The sequence below is a fragment of the Rossellomorea sp. FM04394 genome, assembly GCF_041889765.1.
Lineage (GTDB): Bacteria > Bacillota > Bacilli > Bacillales > Bacillaceae_B > Rossellomorea > Rossellomorea aquimaris_B.
This window is the reverse complement of the sequence record NZ_CP168654.1, coordinates 811,370-831,431: the sequence shown is the minus strand read 5'-3', so window position 1 is coordinate 831,431 and position 20,062 is coordinate 811,370. Positions and strand designations below refer to the sequence as shown.

The 20,062-nt window shown below is 43.2% G+C and carries 18 protein-coding genes and 1 pseudogene; 2 read left to right on the top strand and 17 right to left on the bottom strand.

What is annotated here, in order from left to right; translation table 11 throughout:
- Positions 1 to 2 precede the first annotated feature (2 nt).
- The 3 genes from ACCB35_RS04165 to ACCB35_RS04155 all read right to left on the bottom strand — a co-directional run bounded on the left by ACCB35_RS04165 (position 3) and on the right by ACCB35_RS04155 (position 2,452).
- Positions 3 to 806, bottom strand: coding sequence for an SAR2788 family putative toxin (locus tag ACCB35_RS04165; protein ID WP_374055871.1), 804 nt, complete (start codon positions 804 to 806; stop codon positions 3 to 5).
- Positions 807 to 819: 13 nt separating this feature from the next.
- Positions 820 to 1,653, bottom strand: a complete 834-nt coding sequence (locus tag ACCB35_RS04160) for a S8 family serine peptidase (RefSeq protein WP_374055870.1) — start codon at positions 1,651 to 1,653, stop codon at positions 820 to 822.
- Between the two features lie 583 nt (positions 1,654 to 2,236).
- Complete coding sequence (locus ACCB35_RS04155; protein WP_374055869.1) at positions 2,237 to 2,452, bottom strand: cyclase; 216 nt, start codon at positions 2,450 to 2,452, stop codon at positions 2,237 to 2,239.
- A 236-nt stretch (positions 2,453 to 2,688) separates the two neighbouring features.
- On the opposite strand from ACCB35_RS04155, the gene ACCB35_RS04150 reads away from it, so the two are divergent.
- Positions 2,689 to 2,838, top strand: a complete 150-nt coding sequence (locus ACCB35_RS04150) for a hypothetical protein (RefSeq protein WP_374055868.1) — start codon at positions 2,689 to 2,691, stop codon at positions 2,836 to 2,838.
- 271 nt (positions 2,839 to 3,109) lie between these two features.
- Here the strand turns inward: ACCB35_RS04150 and ACCB35_RS04145 are convergent, their stop codons facing one another.
- From ACCB35_RS04145 to ACCB35_RS04130, 4 genes and pseudogenes are all read right to left on the bottom strand, one after another.
- Positions 3,110 to 4,393 (bottom strand): histidine--tRNA ligase, encoded by a 1,284-nt coding sequence (locus ACCB35_RS04145; RefSeq protein WP_374055867.1) that lies wholly within the window; start codon positions 4,391 to 4,393, stop codon positions 3,110 to 3,112.
- A 292-nt stretch (positions 4,394 to 4,685) separates the two neighbouring features.
- The gene (locus ACCB35_RS04140) at positions 4,686 to 5,648 is read right to left on the bottom strand and encodes a proline dehydrogenase family protein (protein WP_374055866.1); all 963 of its coding nucleotides are present in this window, start codon (positions 5,646 to 5,648) and stop codon (positions 4,686 to 4,688) included.
- Positions 5,649 to 5,675: 27 nt separating this feature from the next.
- A pseudogene (locus tag ACCB35_RS04135) lies at positions 5,676 to 6,535 on the bottom strand (helix-turn-helix domain-containing protein).
- Between the two features lie 354 nt (positions 6,536 to 6,889).
- Complete coding sequence (locus ACCB35_RS04130) at positions 6,890 to 7,555, bottom strand: Type 1 glutamine amidotransferase-like domain-containing protein (protein ID WP_374055865.1); 666 nt, start codon at positions 7,553 to 7,555, stop codon at positions 6,890 to 6,892.
- A 537-nt stretch (positions 7,556 to 8,092) separates the two neighbouring features.
- On the opposite strand from ACCB35_RS04130, the gene ACCB35_RS04125 reads away from it, so the two are divergent.
- Positions 8,093 to 8,911, top strand: coding sequence for an STAS domain-containing protein (locus tag ACCB35_RS04125; protein WP_374055864.1), 819 nt, complete (start codon positions 8,093 to 8,095; stop codon positions 8,909 to 8,911).
- Between the two features lie 227 nt (positions 8,912 to 9,138).
- On the opposite strand, the gene ACCB35_RS04120 is transcribed toward ACCB35_RS04125, so the two are convergent.
- The 10 genes from ACCB35_RS04120 to ACCB35_RS04075 all read right to left on the bottom strand — a co-directional run bounded on the left by ACCB35_RS04120 (position 9,139) and on the right by ACCB35_RS04075 (position 20,027).
- Positions 9,139 to 9,918, bottom strand: a complete 780-nt coding sequence (locus ACCB35_RS04120; RefSeq protein WP_374055863.1) for an HpcH/HpaI aldolase/citrate lyase family protein — start codon at positions 9,916 to 9,918, stop codon at positions 9,139 to 9,141.
- A 27-nt stretch (positions 9,919 to 9,945) separates the two neighbouring features.
- On the bottom strand, positions 9,946 to 10,647 hold the full coding sequence (locus ACCB35_RS04115; RefSeq protein ID WP_374055862.1) for an alpha/beta fold hydrolase: 702 nt from the start codon (positions 10,645 to 10,647) through the stop codon (positions 9,946 to 9,948).
- Between the two features lie 3 nt (positions 10,648 to 10,650).
- Complete coding sequence (locus tag ACCB35_RS04110) at positions 10,651 to 11,274, bottom strand: cupin domain-containing protein (RefSeq protein ID WP_374055861.1); 624 nt, start codon at positions 11,272 to 11,274, stop codon at positions 10,651 to 10,653.
- A 46-nt stretch (positions 11,275 to 11,320) separates the two neighbouring features.
- Complete coding sequence (locus ACCB35_RS04105; protein WP_374056945.1) at positions 11,321 to 12,751, bottom strand: aldehyde dehydrogenase family protein; 1,431 nt, start codon at positions 12,749 to 12,751, stop codon at positions 11,321 to 11,323.
- Complete coding sequence (locus ACCB35_RS04100) at positions 12,748 to 13,974, bottom strand: iron-containing alcohol dehydrogenase (RefSeq protein ID WP_374055860.1); 1,227 nt, start codon at positions 13,972 to 13,974, stop codon at positions 12,748 to 12,750. The genes ACCB35_RS04105 and ACCB35_RS04100 overlap by 4 nt, the downstream gene beginning before the upstream one ends.
- Before the next feature lie 52 nt (positions 13,975 to 14,026).
- Positions 14,027 to 15,220 carry an ester cyclase gene (locus ACCB35_RS04095; RefSeq protein WP_374055859.1) on the bottom strand — a complete coding sequence of 398 codons (1,194 nt, stop codon included), beginning with the start codon at positions 15,218 to 15,220 and terminating at the stop codon, positions 14,027 to 14,029.
- Positions 15,221 to 15,272: 52 nt separating this feature from the next.
- Positions 15,273 to 16,034, bottom strand: coding sequence for an SDR family NAD(P)-dependent oxidoreductase (locus ACCB35_RS04090; RefSeq protein ID WP_374055858.1), 762 nt, complete (start codon positions 16,032 to 16,034; stop codon positions 15,273 to 15,275).
- On the bottom strand, positions 16,031 to 17,068 hold the full coding sequence (locus ACCB35_RS04085; protein ID WP_044338753.1) for a LacI family DNA-binding transcriptional regulator: 1,038 nt from the start codon (positions 17,066 to 17,068) through the stop codon (positions 16,031 to 16,033). Before ACCB35_RS04085 ends, ACCB35_RS04090 begins: the two co-directional genes overlap by 4 nt.
- Before the next feature lie 128 nt (positions 17,069 to 17,196).
- Complete coding sequence (locus tag ACCB35_RS04080) at positions 17,197 to 18,789, bottom strand: sodium/solute symporter (RefSeq protein ID WP_374055857.1); 1,593 nt, start codon at positions 18,787 to 18,789, stop codon at positions 17,197 to 17,199.
- A 224-nt stretch (positions 18,790 to 19,013) separates the two neighbouring features.
- Positions 19,014 to 20,027, bottom strand: a complete 1,014-nt coding sequence (locus ACCB35_RS04075; RefSeq protein WP_374055856.1) for a hypothetical protein — start codon at positions 20,025 to 20,027, stop codon at positions 19,014 to 19,016.
- Positions 20,028 to 20,062: the final 35 nt, after the last annotated feature.

Sequence of the window (20,062 nt, the reverse complement as noted above, 5' to 3'; positions counted from 1 at the left end):
CCCTAAAGAAACTTTATTTTTCTAACTCCTTTTATGCCGTTTACATCAATGGTAGGCGGCCCTGATTTAGAAGATTTCCTGTATGTAAAGGTAACCCCGTTCTTGTCTTTTCCGACAAATACTCCAGGTGAAACTTCCCTATGACTGGAAACTTGGGCTTTGAAGAAATCCCAGGCATCGGACGCCGTGCCGTACATTTTTTTGATGTCATTTTGGTCTGCTTTTGGAAGTGATTTTAAATCGTCTGCACTCCATTTTTTCTTCAAGCTTTGTTTCAGGGCATTCTTTACGGCTGTTTTCCCAAACTTTTTAATAGCATACTTGATACCTAGTCGTAATACAACACCGACGATAATCGGTATAACCGAAGCTTGTAGAGTAGTAGAGTTGATCTCGTACTCTTCGCCTGTTTCGGTATCAATCAGAGTAGCGATCAGGATCTCATCGTCTACTTCGTGAAAGACCACATGATAGGATTCCTGGTATTCATTCCCTGACTCATCCACGATGCTGCCTGTGATAATGGCATCCTGGCTCTCAAGGTCCATGGTCAATTCGGTATCCACTTTAAGATCTTGTTCATCTACTTTCATATCCAAGATAAGTTTTTCATCACTATCTTCTTTAAGTTCTACTTTCACCTGTTCTGAGAGGTTAATATCATGTTCCTCACTAAGTGACCTTTCAGCCTGTTCTAAATCGATTCCCTGTGGTTGAACCGTTTCCTCTGTTGCGGCCAAACTGCCTTGAGGGAGGATGGAGAACAACAATGTAATAATTAAAATTTTTACTAGTAGTTTTTTCAATGAGCGCACCTCTTTATTTTATTCTAACCAATCCATGTCCATAGTCTTGGTCAGGTCCTGCTTCTCCTAAATCGATTGCTTCTGTTTGCAGCATTCTGTAAATGTTCTTGATGTCACGGTGACGGGAGTGTTCAGAATCCAGTATGCGGGCTGTATATCCAGATATTTGGGCTGCGGCGAAAGAGGTACCGCTGAACGTTTCGAAGTCCCCTTCCTTATTAATCGAAAGAACCTCTGTCCCAGTTGTGGTAAAGTCCACCTTCCCCCTTGCCGCCAATGTAGATCGGACAAGGTTGGAATTTACGGATGTGATGGACCATACACCCTCATACCGTGCCGGATAGTCAGCCTCCTGCCCCAGCGTATTTCCTGCTGCCGCTATGATGATAATCCCGGAAGAAAGCGCCTCATCAATGGCTTTCCTAAGAGAAGGGTCATCCACTTGAAAGCCGGAACTGATATTGATGATGTCCACCTTCTCTTCGATGCACCAGTTGATTCCTTTGACCAAATCGGCTACCTTCCCGTTGCCTTTCTTATCTAGAACCTTCACATCATAGATGGACACATTCTGAGCCAGCCCGCTCATTTTTCCTCCCGTATCCTCGGCAGCAATGATGCCTGCAATGGCAGTCCCGTGACCATAATGATCTTCAATCGGTTTGTTGGGCTCTATGGCATTAAATGATTGATGGATCTTTCCTTTCAATGCCGGATGGTCTTTATTAATTCCACTGTCCAGTACAGCGACCTTGATTGGCTTCTTCTCATAAATCAAGTGCAACAGCGCTATACCAAGTAACAATGCAATGATGCCTATTACACGATAAGTCTCTTTACGTTTCATTTTGTTTGATGTAACCTTTCTATTAGTCAAAGCAGATACATCATGTTGCATCTGCCGTATCAATCGATCGACTCAAATGAATATGAAGAATTCTTCTCTATGTATTATAGTGGGAAACATTTACAAGAAACTTAACGGAAACTTAACGCAACCTTAAGTTTTTAGGCGCACAAAAAAAACGCCGATCCCATTCGGGAAAAGGCGTATATTCGAGCTCAAATCAAAGTGAACCGGGGAGGGCTCCCATCGATCATCCGGATTGATGTTTGAATAGAAGTCCATCGGTCCTCTTTTTTTATCTGTTTTTCAACGGATAAGGACATTCGTTAGCTACATTCGGTCCTTGAGTGATAATGAGCACCGGAATGAGAGTGAAATTCCTTATAGGGAATCCCTTCTGCTATGGAATTCGGTCCAAACCGGGTCATAATCGATTCTGATTCAAAATGATTAATCCTGTTTAAACTTTTTTAATCCTCTTTTTAAAAAATCAATCCTCCGAGTCGAATTTTCTTTATTATGGTAGCCGGGGTATATATCGATCATTCAGTCTGAAAGCACCAGAACCGCCCCCATTCTTTACTTAAACTGACCTTCGTTTATGCTTCTCATGAATGATTTTTTTGTTCAATATTCTCACTTCACCAACCATCAGTAACCTCATATCCTCCACAATGTATTCAGCAAGCTCTTGATCAGAGATGTCATCTCCAGCAATATCAAGGCGGAATTCCTGCCCTTGTATCCCTCCGCCATTTGTAAAATCTATTTCAAAGTCGAACTGAACTCTTTTCTCCATTTGAATCCTCCTTACATATGGTTAGATCTCATTCATTATAAGAATTCAACCAAAAGAGAGTGACACTTTTTCGATGAGCGCTCCGTGTTGCGGAAGACTCGGATTCTAGACCAATTGAAGTCTGTTCTTACGTTAAATCGGCCTACTCGATTCATGAATATCCTAATCGTACGGTGAACATAATGAATATAGGTGAATTGATTTACGACTAATCCTAGCAATTGGAGGCGACCATAATGAAAAAACAAGAAAAACCAACGGATATTGGCCAAAAAGCAGATGCAATGAATGCGATGGATCAGGGGTTAAACTTGGTTTCTCAAGTAATCAATAATGCTACGGGCAGTGACAAGGGGAACGACGGTAAGATCAATGAAAATGATTAGTTTAAACGCCTCTTCATAGGCGTTTTTCTATCTTTCCAAGACCCCATGGGAATTGTGATATGCTCACTTTTAAGTAGACAGCTTTTTAAAAAAATCTGTTTGTCTTTAGGTAAGGCGTTCCGTTTAATTATTAAATTTACAACAGAAATAGCAATGCTAATAAAACTTTATTTAACAGCAAAAAACCAAGCCTAAATGGCTTGGTTTTTTTATGTCTATATCATCTTCTTGTTCCGTTAAAGCCCCCCTTTACTTGAATTAGAAAATTAAATCAGTAAAATGGATACGATTCAGTCCTTTCATCACCTGAAAACATATCTTTTACTTTGAACTGGTTATTTCTAACTTCATCCTCTCCGATGATAATAACGCTACGAATCTTCTCTTTATTTGCTTTATCAAGAGCTTTTCCTACCTTTTTGTTACTCATTTCATATTCAACTTTATAGCCTTTGTTTCTTAAATAATTCGCTACCAATAAAGATTCTTTTTGAGTACCTAATGGGACTATATAATAATCTACATTTGGATTTTCTTTTACTTCTTTCACGGTCAAGCTCATAGCAGTGTAGATCACATCTAAGCCAAATGAAATACCTACTGTTGAAAAGTCTTGGTTTGTCCCTAGCAACCCACCGATTGCATTGTCATATCTTCCACCACTTCCAATGCTTGACTTTATTGATTGGTCAACCAAGAATATTTCATAAATTGTACCCGTATATATCTCTAAACCTCTTGCTAAAAATGGATTGAATACGCACTGTTCTTTTACTCCTAGAAATTCAAGATAAGATTCTAACTCTTTTAATTCATTTAAACCTTGACTCACCTCTTCGTTTTGTTCGGCAAATGATTTAAAATAATCAAAGCTTGAATTTCCTTCATCCATTAAAAACTGTTTAATTAAAGCAATTGTTGAACTTGATAACCCTTGTTCATTTAGCTCAGAAACAACCGATTCTATTCCAACCTTTTCAAGCTTATCCAGAATCAATACTACTTTATTGATTTTTTCAAACTCTGTACCAAATACATTAAGCATTCCAGTTAATAACTTTCGATTGTTATATTGGATCGTCACCTTTAATTCCAGTTTCCTGAAAGCATCCAATGCCATCATCATTAATTCAGCTTCAGCAATTTGCGAATCCACACCTACTATATCAACATCACATTGGGTGAATTCACGAAACCTTCCAGTTTTAATCGGTCCATCCCTAAATACCTTACCAATTTCATATCGTTTAAAGGGCATCCTTAGTGTCGGGTTCATTGCGACAACTTTTGCAAAAGGTATAGTGAGGTCATAACGTAAAGCTAAATCTCTATCTCCTCTATCCGTTAATGTATACATCTCTTCTACTATTTCTGCCCCGCCCCCATACTTAGAAGCCATTAATTCGGTGTAATTTAATATAGGCGTTTCCAGTGGTTTACATCCATATTGGATAAATACATCTTCTAATGTTCTTCTTATGTCTCTTCTTACCACCTCAGCATTGGGCAAATAATCCTGAGTACCCTTAACATTCTGATAATCCATTTTCTTCATTTTCATTGCCTCCAATTTTTAATAAAATAAAAAACCGCACTTGATTTAAGTGTTGAACTTAATCAAATACGGTTTATTGATAAATAGCCTTCCTATGAACGATTTTTAATAAATCGGATAGCAAGGCTACTTGATATGATGATGTAATTGTGAGAACGAGATCATTGGCTGTTTAAATGATTGCATAAATACTCACCTCTAATTTCCAATAATGTTATCATATTACAAATGCGTTTTCAAAGAATTCTTTAAAAATAGAAGCACGAGGACGGCTCCCGTGCTTCTTATTTGATCAAGTAAGAGCAGGAGAACCGTCCCCATGCTTCCACTCAATAATATCTGAGATGAAAGGATAAATATTGGCTGGATGTTCAGCGATCCGGTGAACGAGATATAAGTACCATTCGCTCCCATATGTGACATAGACTTTTGTCTGGATATGAGAATCTTTTAGGAACGCTTTTAAGTCCGGACGCACCCCATCCAGCATCTCTACTTCTACAGTGGGTCGATCAAGCAATCCATTTTCTTTTAACTTCATCACGATCGTTTCATCATGAGTCGCAACGGACAATGGATGTTGCTGATGGACACATTTCGTGACAAATTCGATATAGCGCTTATCCAGTTCTGAAGATCTTGGAATGTAAAGATCCTTTGGCTCCTGATAAGCCCCCTTGACTAAACGGATTCTGCCCGGGTATTTCAATAGATCCTCCAGATCGCGATCTGAACGTTTCAAATGCACTTGTAATGTGATACCGACATTTGGATATTCCGTAGAAGCCTTTTTATAAATGGAAAGAATCCGTTCGGTCTTCTGGGATTCCTCCATACTGATCATCAGTTGAATACCATGCTGCTGTGCCTCTTTGGCCAATTCTTTCAGATGGTTCAGTGCCAGTTCATCAGATATCATCATGCCGATATGGGAAAGATCAAATGAGACAGTAGCCCGCAGTTCGACTGCCCCGAGATCTTTTATTAATTTCAGGAATTCATTATTTGCGAGGATACATTCCTCCTCTGTTGATGTATTTTCCCCCAAATATTCTAATGATACCTCATACCCTTCATTTGATAAGGAAATCACGCGATCCATTCCTTCCTCGCGCGTTTCACCCGCCACAAACCGCTTGGCTCCTTTCATGAAAATGGGGTAAAGTTCCTTTGAATGTTGTAAATAGCTTTTCAGTTCCTGATCCCTGGCAATCGATTTCAGGGCTTTTGAAAAGCGGATTTCCTCATTTAGCATAAACCCGTTTCACATCCTTACCTGTTTTTAATTTACTGCAGATTCACCTTTGATAAAGATCTCCCTGTACTGTCCAGGTGTGAGACCGATAAACTCCATAAAGAAACGACTGAAATGACTTTGATCCACAAATCCTGTCTCCATGGCAGCATCCAGCGGTTTCACATTTTGTTCCAACAGCTTTTTCGCCTCACCGACGCGGATCGTCTGCAAATAACGATACGGGGTGATGCCCTTGAATCGGGTAAAGGAGCGCAATAATGAATATTTGTTCATATTCGCTATCCTTGCCAGATCATCTAATGTTACAGGCTCTGCATAATGAACTTTCAGGTAATCACATACATCCTCAATTTCCTGCTTCACCACTCTACATTCTGCCTCCCTGGTTTCCGAAGCATATTCTTGGATGAGCTGTTGAAATAGGAAATAAAAGGTCTCTTCCTTTTCGAAATCTGAAATCTCATCCATGATCATCTGATGAAGCTTCTTCAGTAATGGAGCATGACCACTGCTATAGGCAACAGGAGAAGCAAAGAAAGGAAGATAATCTTCTCCTGTAATCTCTTCTGTCACTCTTCGCATGATATCAGTATTGATATTCAAACATCGGTAGTCCATAGGTTGATGATCCATCGGTAGTCCATAGGTTGATGATCCATCGGTTCACAGGAGTGATTGTCCAGAGGATTAAAAAAGATCAGATCTCCCGGACCGATTTCATACTCTTTATTCTTACAAGACATTCGTCTTTGGCCACTTTCAATAAAACCAATCACATAATATTCATGGAAGTGGTTCGGAAATGTTTGCATAATGCCCTCAAAACGATACGATTCTATCTGTAAATCCTGATCGAACCGGACCATTCTTTCTCCTTTTCCCATGCGAACAACCTCCCTGGTTTTTCTGAAGAACAGTGTAACACATATACCCCAAGGCTCTCTTGTATGATATTGACGCGGAATCATGGGGCGGCTCTTTTGCTTCCATAAAAAAATGATGTCCGATCCCCGTCACACTTCTTACAGGGCCAAACACCATTCCCGGGTCACAGACCCCTTTCTATAACTCTCTCAGTCTCCCTCACTGAAAAACCCACATTTTCCCACTCGTTATAAGCCACGCAGACAGAGGTATGCTCACTTATAAACAAAAATCTGTTTGTCTTTATGGGGGAGTTTTTATGTCTAAAAAACGGTTCGAGTAGAGTGGGGACCCTCCCCACCCTAACCTCATCACTACGAAAACAATTTACAATTCCCTTCAGAGATCACTTCGACCGCTCCGTCCATCACCTTGATGGCCGTTTGATCGTCAATCGCATAAGCCGGCCCCTGCATGCCAGCGGCCCATTTCTCTGCGGCAACCATAGTATTATGCGGCAGCATTTCGTGATCCAGGTGGGGAAAGATTGAAAAATCGACCATTCCGAGCGCATCATCGCCACCACCGGGTGGAGTCCAGCCAACGAAGAAGTCACCAATGTTGGGTGCCATCACCATGCTCCCGGCACTCATTCCCACATAGACTGCCTGCAGCGACGGCAAGAGGTTAGCAAGTCCGGATTCCTGCATCCAATAGCTAAGGTAGAGGGCGTCTCCGCCTGAGACCAGCAGGACGTCCGTCTCCCGGACCAGCGGCACCCATCGTTCTTCATCGATACTTGGCAGCGCTGTGAGCTCCAGCACACCGACGGATTTCCAGCCCAGATCGACCATTGGATTCTCGGAGTTGCCAGAGATGAACTCCCATGCTTTGACGCCTGGTCCGACCCAGGGGTGTCCGTACATCGCAGTGGGTATGCACAGGGCTGTGGATTCTTCGATTGGCTTGTCAAGCATGTCAACCAACGCGTCGTGTATGCTTTTGTTATTGACGCCTGCAGATGTGAGTAGAAACTTCATAATTCCAACTCCTTATCATTGTGTGGTATTGTCAACATTTATTATATCTCTAAGACTGCGATCCTTTGAATTTACTAACTATAAGGAACTTACGAACCCATTATCATGCACTGTTGATTCAATATAAAATTCAACAAAAACGACCGTTAATCCTTCTTAGACCAACTCCCCTGGTTTAATTAGAAAGTTTGATAGCAAAGAAAAAGCGTAAACCACAGATTTCTGTGTATACGCTTTTTTTTACCTGGAAGCACAGGGACGGTTCTCATGCTTCCTTCATGAACTAGGAAAAGTAGCAAAACCACCACTTTACTTCCCGATTCCCCTTGCCTCCAATCACAAACACCGCAATTCTTCCCCATTTCATCGTTTACTCCTGAGCCAAGGGACCTGTCCCCTTGGCTCCCCAAACCACCACTTTACTTCCCGATTCCCCTTGGCTCCTTGGCTCACCCCAATCGTTCATGCTCCACCTCTCCCTTTTAGTTATGTTAAAATATATTTGGAAACTACAGTAAAAGGAGAGACTGTGAGTACATGATCGATCAAGGTAAACGAACATACACGAAAGCTATCTGTGACAAAGTATTGAGTCAAAAGCAAGAGCTTATCGTTCAAAAGGACAATTTGAGATCAAGCCAGTACAGTAACATAGAATCGAAGCTTCATAGTTGGCGTGAGAATATCATTGACATTTATGCAAAATCGATTGAAAGTGACTTGGATACGGCCTTCGAGCAATTACAGGAATGGGGATCAGAAGCCGTCGATACACTCGTTAATTTCAATCTTCCATTGGAGGTTGCCCTGGACGAGGTGAGAGATTACCGAAATTTAATCGGACAAATCATTAAAGAGGAAGCTTCCGCTTTCAACTTGACATTCGATCAATTCTATCACCTGATCTCAGATTTTGACGCAGTGGTGGACAAGGCCGTACATTGGCTGAGCATGTCGTATACAAGAAGATTTTATACCCGGATCAACGCTGCAGAAGCTGTAGCGTTAGAATTATCCATCCCTGTGATTAAAATAACCAATCAAGTTGGCATACTCCCTTTGATAGGTGATATTGACACCGAAAGAGCCCAAGAACTGATGGATAAAGCACTCTCAAAAGGAAGCGAATTATCCTTAGAATACTTGGTGATTGACCTGTCCGGTGTTCCGATCATTGATACGATGGTAGCAGACCGTATCTTCAAGGTAGTGGATGCCTTATCCCTGATCGGAGTCGAAACCATCCTATCTGGTATAAGACCCGAGATTGCCCAGACCATGACCCATCTCGGAATCGATTCTTCGAACATTACTGTGACATCTAGTCTCCATATGGCTTTGACGAAATTTCTGTAAGTCGGGGAGAAAGGTGCCTTGGATCGAAGGACGAGATTTGGTCCCTGCCTGCTCCACTGGTTGGGAGGCATGCGCAGAAAAAAACCACAGGGACGGTTCTCATGCTTCCTTATTCGTCAGCACGAGAACCGTCCCTTTTCCTCCTATATATTAAGTTCACTAGAGCACCATTCTTCACCATCATTTTTACGAGTTTGGTGAAGATTCCTTTTTTCACTTCAATTCCGCTATTGGATCATTTCATTTCCGACTCTTTTAGTATCTTCTACCACTATCTGTAGAGCCTTAAGAGTCACTGAATTCGCTACAACCCCTACATAACTTGCACCTTTATCAAAAGCTTGCTGCGCTCCTGTACTATCAGCTGCCACAGTTCCAATCGCAACGTTTTTTTCTGAAGCTTTTTCATACAATGTTCGAAGGACTCCTTGTACTTCTGGATGCTTGGCACCTTCTTCTTTAAACCCCATATCAACCGATAGGTCGGTTGTACCGATGAAAAGAACATCGATACCTTCAACACCCATAATCTCCTCAATATTCTCCACCGCTTCAAAGGTTTCTATATGTGGAATGACTAGGATGTTTTCATCGGAGCTATCTAAGAATGCCTTCCCTCCTTCATTCCCATAGCGCGCCGCCCTATGTGAATAAGCGACACCCCTGTTTCCTAAAGGAGGGAATTTCGCCCTTTTCACAGCCTTTATGGCATCTTCCCTTGTGTTGACCATAGGGATTTGTACTCCTTTGGCCCCTCTATCCAATGCCTTCTGGATGCTGGAAGGATCATATGAAACTCTCACAATGGGGACCAGATCCACTGATTCAGCTGTCCGGATCATGTTTTCTAATTCAGAAGGACTGAAGGCACCATGCTCATCGTCTATGACCACGAAATCAAATCCGGCATATCCTATCATTTCAATGAAATTAGGAGAATAGAATCCAATGAAACTTCCAAGCACTTTTTCCCCGCTTCTAAGTTTGTCCTTTACAGGATTGATCAATGACATTACCTCCCTATTTTCCATCCTTTACTCCATCAGCCAGTTACGTAAAGCAGCCGTCACTTCTTCCGGTTGCTCCAAACTGCTTAAATGGCCACAGTGATTTACGACAACTAACCGTGACTCTGAAATAGATTCCTGCATTTCTTCATGTAAGGACAAGGGGCAAACCTGATCATCCCTTCCTACTAAAAGGAGCGTGGGAACGTTGATTTCCCTTAACACTTCCCGAAGGTCAGAACGCGTAGAAACTGCCCTTAATTGCTGCACATATACTTCTGGCCCGATTTTCTCCGCCATATCCCTTATGGTTGATACTAGATCACGTTCTTCCTGCCTGCTGGGATGAATGAGATTCGGTAACAATTTTTCCTCTACAATGCTTTGAAACTCCCCAGATTCCACCTTTGAAATAAGGTCCTTCCAGCCCTCCAACTGCTCTTGCTTAGGGCCGTGTGGATTCGAGTCCAACAGGGCAAGTCTGGTCACTCTTTCTGGTGCTCGCCGAATGACTTCCATTGCCACAATCCCACCAAGCGAAAGCCCAGCTAGAGCAAAGCGTTCAGGGGCATGCTTCAAGACGGATTCAGCCATTCCCTCTATGGTGTCTTCTTCGGTTAACATAGAGACGGAAGGATCGGAAACATCAGTCAGATGCTCCAACTGATGCTCCCAAAGTCTCTCATCACATAGCGTACCCGGTAATAATACTAACGCTTCTTTCTTCATCTACTATTTTTCTCCCGCTCTCAGCTTCTCCGCCATTTGTTTCTCAAGTGCGGAAAAATTCTCAGGTTTGATCATCTTTCCTGACGTATCTGCATGGAAGCCATGTTCCGCAGCTTTCCTTACGACCTGTGGAGCCCAGTATGGGTCTTTCCCGTTGAATACTTCGTGCTGTTCAAGTACGGCAAAGATCCAAGCATCTTCATCACTGATGTTCTCAAAGCCTCTCCATAACCCTGGCGGCAGGGAAATTAAATCCCATTCTTCGATGATGGTTTCACCCTCAATCTCATCTTCACTATTTCCCCAATAGAAGCGCCATTTTCCGGAAAGAGGGAGAAACGCCTCAATGTAATCATGTGTATGGTAGGCCGGTCCATTCCCTGGAGGTGCTTTCACCATGCCGATTTGAAACCCGTGGGGTTCCGTGATTTCGGGGGAATAGGCATCATTTTCACTGGCGGTATCCCCGATCAGGGCGTAATTCAGGCGTTGATGACCAGGTATGATACTATCAATAAACATGAGGGGAATCGCTTTAGATTTTAGATCATCAAATCGGACGATCCAGTTATCTTCCATCTTTTCATTGGATACATATCGTTTCACTTTCGGTTGTTCTGTCGGCATTTTAATCTCCCTTTCTATTATTCAGAATGTTTTTTATTGACTATTCTCATAAATTAAAAGTCACTAATTTCAGTTCGGTCATCTCTTCCACGGAATATTTAATTCCTTCACGGCCGGTACCGCTGTTCTTTACTCCCCCATAAGGCATCTGATCGACTCTGTAAGTAGGGATATCGTTGATCATGACTCCCCCGACTTGAAGTCGATGCAGTGCATCAAAAGCTTTATGAACAGAGGGGGTATAGATCCCTGCCTGCAATCCGTATTCCGAATCGTTCACGAGTTCGATGGCTTCATCCAACGAACCGTATGGTGTGATCGTGACAATGGGGGCAAATGCTTCCTTACAGTTCAGGGATAAAGTGGATGATCCCCCCGTGATCACAGTTGGGTGTATGACGGCATCCTCCCGCTTTCCTCCATACAAGATGTGCGCGCCTGCTTCTGTTGCTTCCTTGAACCACTCTTCAATCCTCTCTGCCTCCCCAAGATTGATCATGGCCGATAAGTCTGTGCCTTCTGACAGTGGATCGCCGATCACAAGCCGTTTCGTTCTTTCAACGAATTGATGTACAAAAGATTCATAGAGCTTTTCCTGCACGTATATCCTCTGCACTGAAATGCATACTTGACCGGCAAATGAATAAGCACCTTCCACACATCGATCGACGACAGCATTCATATCCTCCGCCCCATCGACGATGACAGCAGAGTTCGAACCCAGTTCAAGTGTTACTTTTTTCAGCCCTGCCTTCTCCTTGATGCCAATACCCACCTCCACACTCCCCGTAAAGGTGACCATTTTCACTCTCGGATCTTTCACGAGCTGATCTCCAATGACGCTGCCTCTCCCCGTGACTACGTTTAACGCCCCTTCTGGTAAGCCTGCCTGCTCAAAGATTTCCGCTGTAAGGAGTGCGCTTAAAGGCGTCTGATTCGCCGGCTTCAGGACCACTGAATTCCCGGCAGCAAAGGCGGGTCCCAGTTTATGGGCCACAAGGTTGAATGGGAAGTTAAAGGGAGTGATCGCTGCGATGACCCCTAAAGGCTCACGAATCGTAAAAGCAAAGCGTCCCTTTCCACTCTTGGCGGCATCCATGGGAATGGTTTCCCCATGAATCCTTTTCGCCTCTTCGCTTGCAAATTTATACGTTTCAATCGTTCTCGCTATTTCAGCACGAGCTGCCTTTATCGGCTTCGCACATTCCAGGGCAAGGATTTCTGCTGCTTCCTCAGATCTCTCTTCAAAAAGTCGCGAAACCCGCTCAAGGATTTCCGAACGTTCCAAGGAAGTCAACTGCTTCATTTTCTCAGAACCTGATTGTGCACTCTCTAAGGCGTCTTCCACTTCACGCTCATCTGCCAGGGGGACGCTTGCAATGACGTCTCCGCTGAATGGGGATTTTAACTCATAGTAATCCTTTGCTTCCTGCCACCTGCCATCGATGTAGAGTTTCTTTTTGAGTTGATTTTTCAGCACCCTTCCTCACGTCCTTTCTCGTATCCCGTGAATGCTTTTTTATAAATGTCTAAGATTTTCTTTTCGGTCAATTGGTACGGTGTGTTGGACAACAGGCGATCAATCTGTGAGGCTTGCCCGGCAAGAAGAGGCAAGTCTTCCTCATTGATCCCAAGCTCCGCCAATGATGTCGGGAGGTCAAGATTCGTCAGTAATTCATATAGATACCCCACTATTGCCTTTAGCGCTTGGTGTGGATTTTTTGAGTAATCCCCTAATTCAAGATAGCCTGCAACCTCTACCATTTCCTGAGTGCACGTTTTCCCAGTCTCTTCGAAAACAAACGGCAAAAGCAACGCATTGGCAACCCCATGTTCGATATGATATTTTCCACCGAGTGGATAAGCCAAAGCATGAACGGCTCCCACACCTGCATTGGCTAACGAAACGCCCGCCAACAGGCTCACCCAGCTCATTCCGACGCGACCTTCCATGTCATTCCCATGATGAACCGCCTTCGTAATGTTCGAACTGAATAACTTCATGGCCTTTTCAGCATAGATCTTCGTTAAAGGGGTAGCTTTCACGGCAACATACGATTCAATGGCATGTGTGAAAGCATCCACTCCTGAAGCAGCGGTGACCCGAGGCGGACAGGAGCGTGTCAAAGCGGGATCGATGATGGCGAGGTCCGGGAGAAGGTGCCTGCTGACAATCCCCCGTTTTACTTCCTCTTCTTCATCTCCGAATATGGCATTCATCGTCACTTCCGATCCGGTTCCTGACGTCGTCGGAAGCAGAATGCACTTGACCTGTCTGGATTCTATGGTTTTAGTCCCACTTAAATAAGGACTTACATCATCTTTATCAACCAGGGCTGCCGTCGCTTTGGCCACATCCAGAGCACTTCCGCCCCCGATACCGATGACGAGTTCACTCCCTGATTTCTTCACAAACTCTACTGACTTTTGTACCAGGGTAAAGGTCGGCTCTCCTTCAATGTCTGTAAACACGTTACTCTCGATTCCTGCCGATTCCACTACTTCCTGTACACGTTCAACGACTCCGACCCGTTCAAGACCTTTATCACTAATAATGACGACTCTGCTAACCTCTAATTTCTTAATCTCATCCGGCAAGGAATAAAATGTGTCGACTCCAAAACGGACATTCCCGGGCATATAAAAATCCTGATGACTTATACTTGAAGGATTTTTCTGAATAGACGTTTGTACTGACATGGTATTTCCTCCTTTTGAATGCGCATTCAAAACCAAATAAATGAAAGATGGTTTATTCGTATTTTCCGGTTTCTGTATCGTCAGCATCAGACTCTGTACCTAAATAGATCTGCCTCAATACATCCAAGCCGTCAAATGTCATCCATTCTTCTACGATTTTCTCATTTCTCACTTTCAGGTGAGAAATCCCCAATACCTCTACTGTTTTTCCACTAGGCTGGCCAAAATATCCAATCCCCTCATGAATCCCTTGCAATCTCCATCTTACAGCAACATCCCATTCGCCCTTTTGGACTCCCTCGTTACAGGTCACTCTCTCGACCATATATTTAGCGCTTGGGAAAGAGGCAAACAAACTGACGAGCATTCCCTGGATCTGGCTGGTCCCAATCAAATCTTTATTGCAAATATAGTGGACCACCGCATGATCGGCGTAGAAGTCCTTCACGTGATTGAATAGTCGCCATTCCCATACTTTGTTGTACATGGCTAAAATAAAATCACCAATTTCAAAACCTTCTGTCTTCGGAGAGTAAACTTGTGGCATCAGCTGCCCTTCCATTGTCCCGCTTGAACCGAAGTGGGATTGCAATGCCGGGGTCTTGTTCTCCGAATTCCGTGCCAGTTTCTTTGCCACTTCGATGGGATCAAATCCTAACTGTTTGACTAGATACAGGTTGTCTCGTACCAGCCACTCTTCCACGATCCGGTTTGAATGGACAAAGCAGTCAACCGTGGTTCGAAAGAATACTTTCTTACCTGTAGCGGGCCCGAATGAGGAATCCCCCAGGTTTGTAGCACTCGATGCGATACGGTGAGAAGATAAAAATCCTTCCTCATCATTACCTGACCATATGACATTTTCACCAACAAGCCTTCGATCCGGAAAGGCGTGCAAAGCCTGTAAGGTCCCGGACACCACCTCATTTACACCTTGTATATGGGCTGTTCCCGTGTGCATGGTGACATCATTATGATAGGTTTGATAAATAATCCCGATCCCTTTCTCTTCCCAGATGCGATGGGTGATCTTGATGATATAATCCACAAAATCGAGATACTCCTCGTCAAATCCATTCATTCGCTGTTTACGTTTCGTATTCTTTGAGAATTCATTGTAATCCGCATAGCCGACCCGGTTCACTTCGTTTGAGTCGCCATAGAATACGTTGTCATGTTGAGGTGCTTGATAAAAAGGACGATCCACTTCTACTTTTTCCTCTTTTCGTTCATCCACTTTCGGCATCTTGATTCCTCCTTTTTTGAATGCGCATTCAAAACGCAATGAAAGATACTCTTTAAATTGCGGTCCAACCTCCATCAACCTTGATGGTTTCACCCGTTACAAAGTTTGCCATGTCTGACGCCAGGAATAGGACCGCTCCTGTCACATCGGAAGGCTGTGCGAGTTTCCCTAATGGAATTCTGTTTAGAACATCTTGATAAAAGTCATGGTCTTCAAACATGCTGGAGGTGAGTTCCGTTTCAATGAAAGTCGGGGCGACTGCGTTAACCTTTATATTGTAGGGCGCCCATTCAACGGCAAGAGCCTTCGTCATTTGAACCGCCCCTCCCTTACTGGAACAATAGGCTGCCCGCTTGATATAGCCAACGAATGCCATCTGTGACACGATGTTGATGATCTTCCCACTTTTTTGTGGTAGAAAGTACTTCGCTGCACGCTGGGAGGAGAAGAAGCTTCCTTTAAGATTTGTATCAAGGATCGAGTCCCAATCTTCCTCCGTCACTTCCATGGCTGGTTTAGAAATATTCACTCCTGCGTTATTGACCAGTACATCCAGTCCACCCATTTGAGCGGCTGCCTCATCCACCATCTGATGAATGTCAGCAACATGCCGGATGTCAGCCTTCACATAAGAACAATCGGGGGAGTAACGATTCAGCTCAAGGACAGCAGCTGACAGGGCTTTTTCATCCCTCCCTGAAATCATCACTGTTGCCCCCAGTTTGGCAAAGGAGAGCGCAATATCCTTCCCAATGCCTTTACTTCCTCCCGTAACCAAGACCCTTTTACCTTTGAGTTCAGCAAAGTGCGTCACTTCTTATCCTCCTTCTCGTACCTACATACTCCCGTGGTTTTTCGTTGAATTAAATCGGGTTCTAATATGATTTGGAACCCTTCATCTTTCCCTTCGCCCTCTTCAATCAGGGAGATCAGTTTTTCCAAGGCGAGGGTTGCCATTTTTTCTTTCGGTTGGGTGATGGTGGTAAGTCCAATATACTGATTCTTAGCCAAATCGATATCATCAAATCCTACGACTGATAATTCTTCCGGTACCTTGATGTTTTCACTTGCTGCAGCATCTAACACGGCAAGGGCCATTTGGTCGGAAGCAGAGAAAAAACTCGTTGGCCGGTCGCTCTGTTTTAATAACGTTCTCGTGAATTGATAGACTTCATCGTAAGAGAACTCTTTATCATAGACAAATCGATCATTTCCTACAATGCCTAAGTCCGCAAGTGCTTCTTTGTATCCTAAGTTTCTCAAGTGTGTGGTTACATACTTCGAAGGACCTGCAATATATCCAATGCGACGGTGGTTTAGCTGGTAAAGATGCTCCACCGCAAGCCTTGCTCCTTTGTAGTTGTTGACGGCTATATAATTTGCCTTCTCGTGTTCCAGGATACTGTTGAAAAGAATGACAGGAAATCCTTGATCATACAATTCTTTAATCCGTTGATTGTCCTTATCGGCAGAAGCAATGATTATCCCATCGACTCGCTTCCCCTTAAGGGTTTGAATATATTTATCCAGATTCTCTTCGTTATGATTGGTGTTGCAGAGGATCACATCATACTGCATCTCCTGTGCTTTTCCCGTAATCACTTTCGCTGATTCTGCAAAAAAGGGATTCGTGATATCCCCGACAATTAACCCGATGGTTCTCGTTTTATTACTGGCAAGGCTTCTGGCAATCTCATCTCTTGTGAATCCTAATTCCTTTATCGCTTCAAGGACTTTCCTTCTTGTAGATTCCTTGATATGGGGATAATTATTCAGAACCCTGGAAACCGTAGATTGTGAAACACTTGCCTTTTTCGCCACATCATATGCGCTGATTCTGCCGTTCATTTTTCAAAACCCTTTCAAATGTTACCTTCATTTATTAAATCCGGATGTCTTTATTGTGAAATCAACTATGAATACGGATTCACATTCTATTATAATTAAAAATTCAGACAATTACAAAGCCTCATTCCTTATAACTGGATAAGCCCCAAAATGACAATCTGAGCAATAAACAATCCGATGAGTGCATACGAGTATTTGTCCATGCCCCCTGGAACGATGGAATGACCGTTTTCATCCGTTACAGTTCCTTCTTTTATCAACCTGGCTCTTTGACCATTAAACGTGAATTCTTCCAGTTCAATTCTTCTATTCTTTTGAAATAGTAAGCTGAAAATGTAACCGATGATAAGAGTGATTACGCATCCGATAGGATAATTCCAGAGCCAGTTCACTAAGCCAAGGTTTCCAATATACGTCGTGATGACGATTCCCAATACAAACCCGATGGCGACTCCATTATCGTTCGCTTTCTTCGTGAACATCGCCAGAAGAAACATAGCCAGTATCGATCCTGAGAAGTATGAGAGATAGCTTCCCACTGTCTTTAAGATTGAAGCGGTCGTACCGCTGAATGCCATCAAGGTAAATCCGATCAGCAATACCCCAAATACGAGTGTGAAGACCATCGAAACCTTGAGAGAAGCCGGCTTTCCTTTCGTGATGAACTTTTCATAAATATCTTTAATGAAGACGGTCGTCACTGAGTTTAAGACGGAGTCTATACTGGACATGGCAGCAGCAAATATTCCTGCCATGATCAGCCCCAAGATTCCTACAGGGATGTTATTTGCAATGAAAGTAATCATAATGTTGTTGGAATTATCGAATTCCCTGCCGTCAAAGAAAACGAAAAGCAATACTCCTATGAACATGAACACAAAATACATGATATTCATTACAAATCCGCTGATACAGATCGACTTTTTCACTTCATTGATGGACTTTGCTGCGAACATCCTTTGAGTCTGTGTCTGATCCGTGGCATAGTATTTAAGCCACATAAAGAGACCGCCAATCAGGCCAACCCAGACACCATTCTCTAATTTCGCATCCAGCGAGAAGTCAAGTGCATCCAGTTTCCCCTCTTCCTTCACGACCTTCATCGCCTCAAAGAAGCCAATATCTAAATTGCTTAAAATAATAACAAATGCAGCAATGACTCCTCCCCACAAGACAAACATCTGAATCGCATCCGTCCAGATAACCGCTTTAATTCCGCCTAGTAACGTATACAGAATCGCCACTGCCACCACCATGGGAACGACAATCGTCAATGACCATCCTGTGAAGGTTTGGATGACCAGTGAAGGAATAAATAAAAACGAACCCACCTGAATCACATTAGAAACAATGAATCCAAAGACAACTAAAAGTCTACTTTTCCCTCCCAGACGCATTTCGATATATTCATAGATCGAGGTCACCCTCAGATTGTAGAAAAACGGTAGGAATATCGATAATGTTAAAATCAATACGATCGGTATACTAAAATTCAACATAAAAGCGATTAACCCTGAACCATACGCCCACCCTGGGCCGCCGATGAATCCATTTGCGCTGACCGTGGTGGCTGCTATGGAAAGAGCAATCGGGAATGTTGCAACAGATCTCCCACCTACAAAATAGTCATCTTGTGTGTGATTTCCCTTCCCCAGTTTATAACCCATAATGATCAGAGCAATCATATATACGGCAACAATTGTCATATCAATCCAACCCATATTGAACTAAGACCCCCCATATCCATTTTTATTGAATGCGGATTCAAAAACAAACAATATGATCTACCCACTTCCTTTATCAAGAGGCTTATGATTGAGACGAAGATGTATGGAATTGATATAGGAAGAGTTACAAGCATTCAATTTGTAAACGCATTCATTATTTCTTATCTCCAGTTATACCGTTAGAGAAGTGATCCTGTACTTACCCTTGAAGCTGATCCTTAAAGTGACGGATTTATAATCCCTTGTGTACGCTCAAAAATATCCAATCCCTGCTGCTTCAGCCAATAAGGGATATCGATCAGAACCCAGTTCTCAGAAAGCTTATCTCCTTGGCGGTAATACACATCCACCACTTGCATGTCAGCACGAATATTCCCCCCTGGCAGCCCCAGAAATCCACCTATTGGCGTATTCGAAAGGTTCGGCCATCCAAAGAAGCACGCGAACTGTCCTTCAGCAAACCGGCACACATGACCATTGAATTCCTTATCCTTCAGACCATTTCTAAAGGGAAGCTGGTGCTGCTGTTGGTATCTCGGAATGGTATAACTTGCCCCAATACCACCAGGACCGTACCAAATCATATCCTCCGACCAAGTTCGCTCCAAGACCTCTGGAGGACATCCCATGGCTCCACTCTTATTCAATTCCGATAAATCATCGACCATTTGATTGACAAGAGTCAGCGTTTTCACACCTTCTTCTTCTGGAACATCTTCAAATTGCAGTCCATCATGATTCCTTGGACCTGGATAAACAAAGTATGTACCCGTTGAAGGAGGCAGTGGATTCACTCCAGCCTGAATCATGAATCCGATCAGGTCAACGAATAAGCCCGTTTTGGTGATCTTTCCATTCTCCACGCAATGAAACTCTGCATATCTTAGGTTGATCATTTTCCCTGTTCGGCGGATCCCCATCCAATCTTTATCAAAGAGGCCCATAAAATGCCCCATGCTCATGACCCATGTTTCACCACTTATTTCGTTCGTTCCAGCCATGAATATGTCCTGGCGTCGCTGCATTTTCTTTATGGACTTCAATAAAGGGACCCAAAAGGTTTCCGCTACTGCCTGAACTCCCTCCTGTTCGCGGAAGGGATACACTCCCTGCCAACTATAATGTTCACCTGTAAATTCCTTTAAGACACTTTGTACGTTTTCTGGTGTAGATCTCTCGAGCTCATCGAAGTAACGTCTTACAACTCTTTTCTCTTCTTGATAATTACTCATGGTTACCTCCCACTTTATTACAAGAAATATGTTTT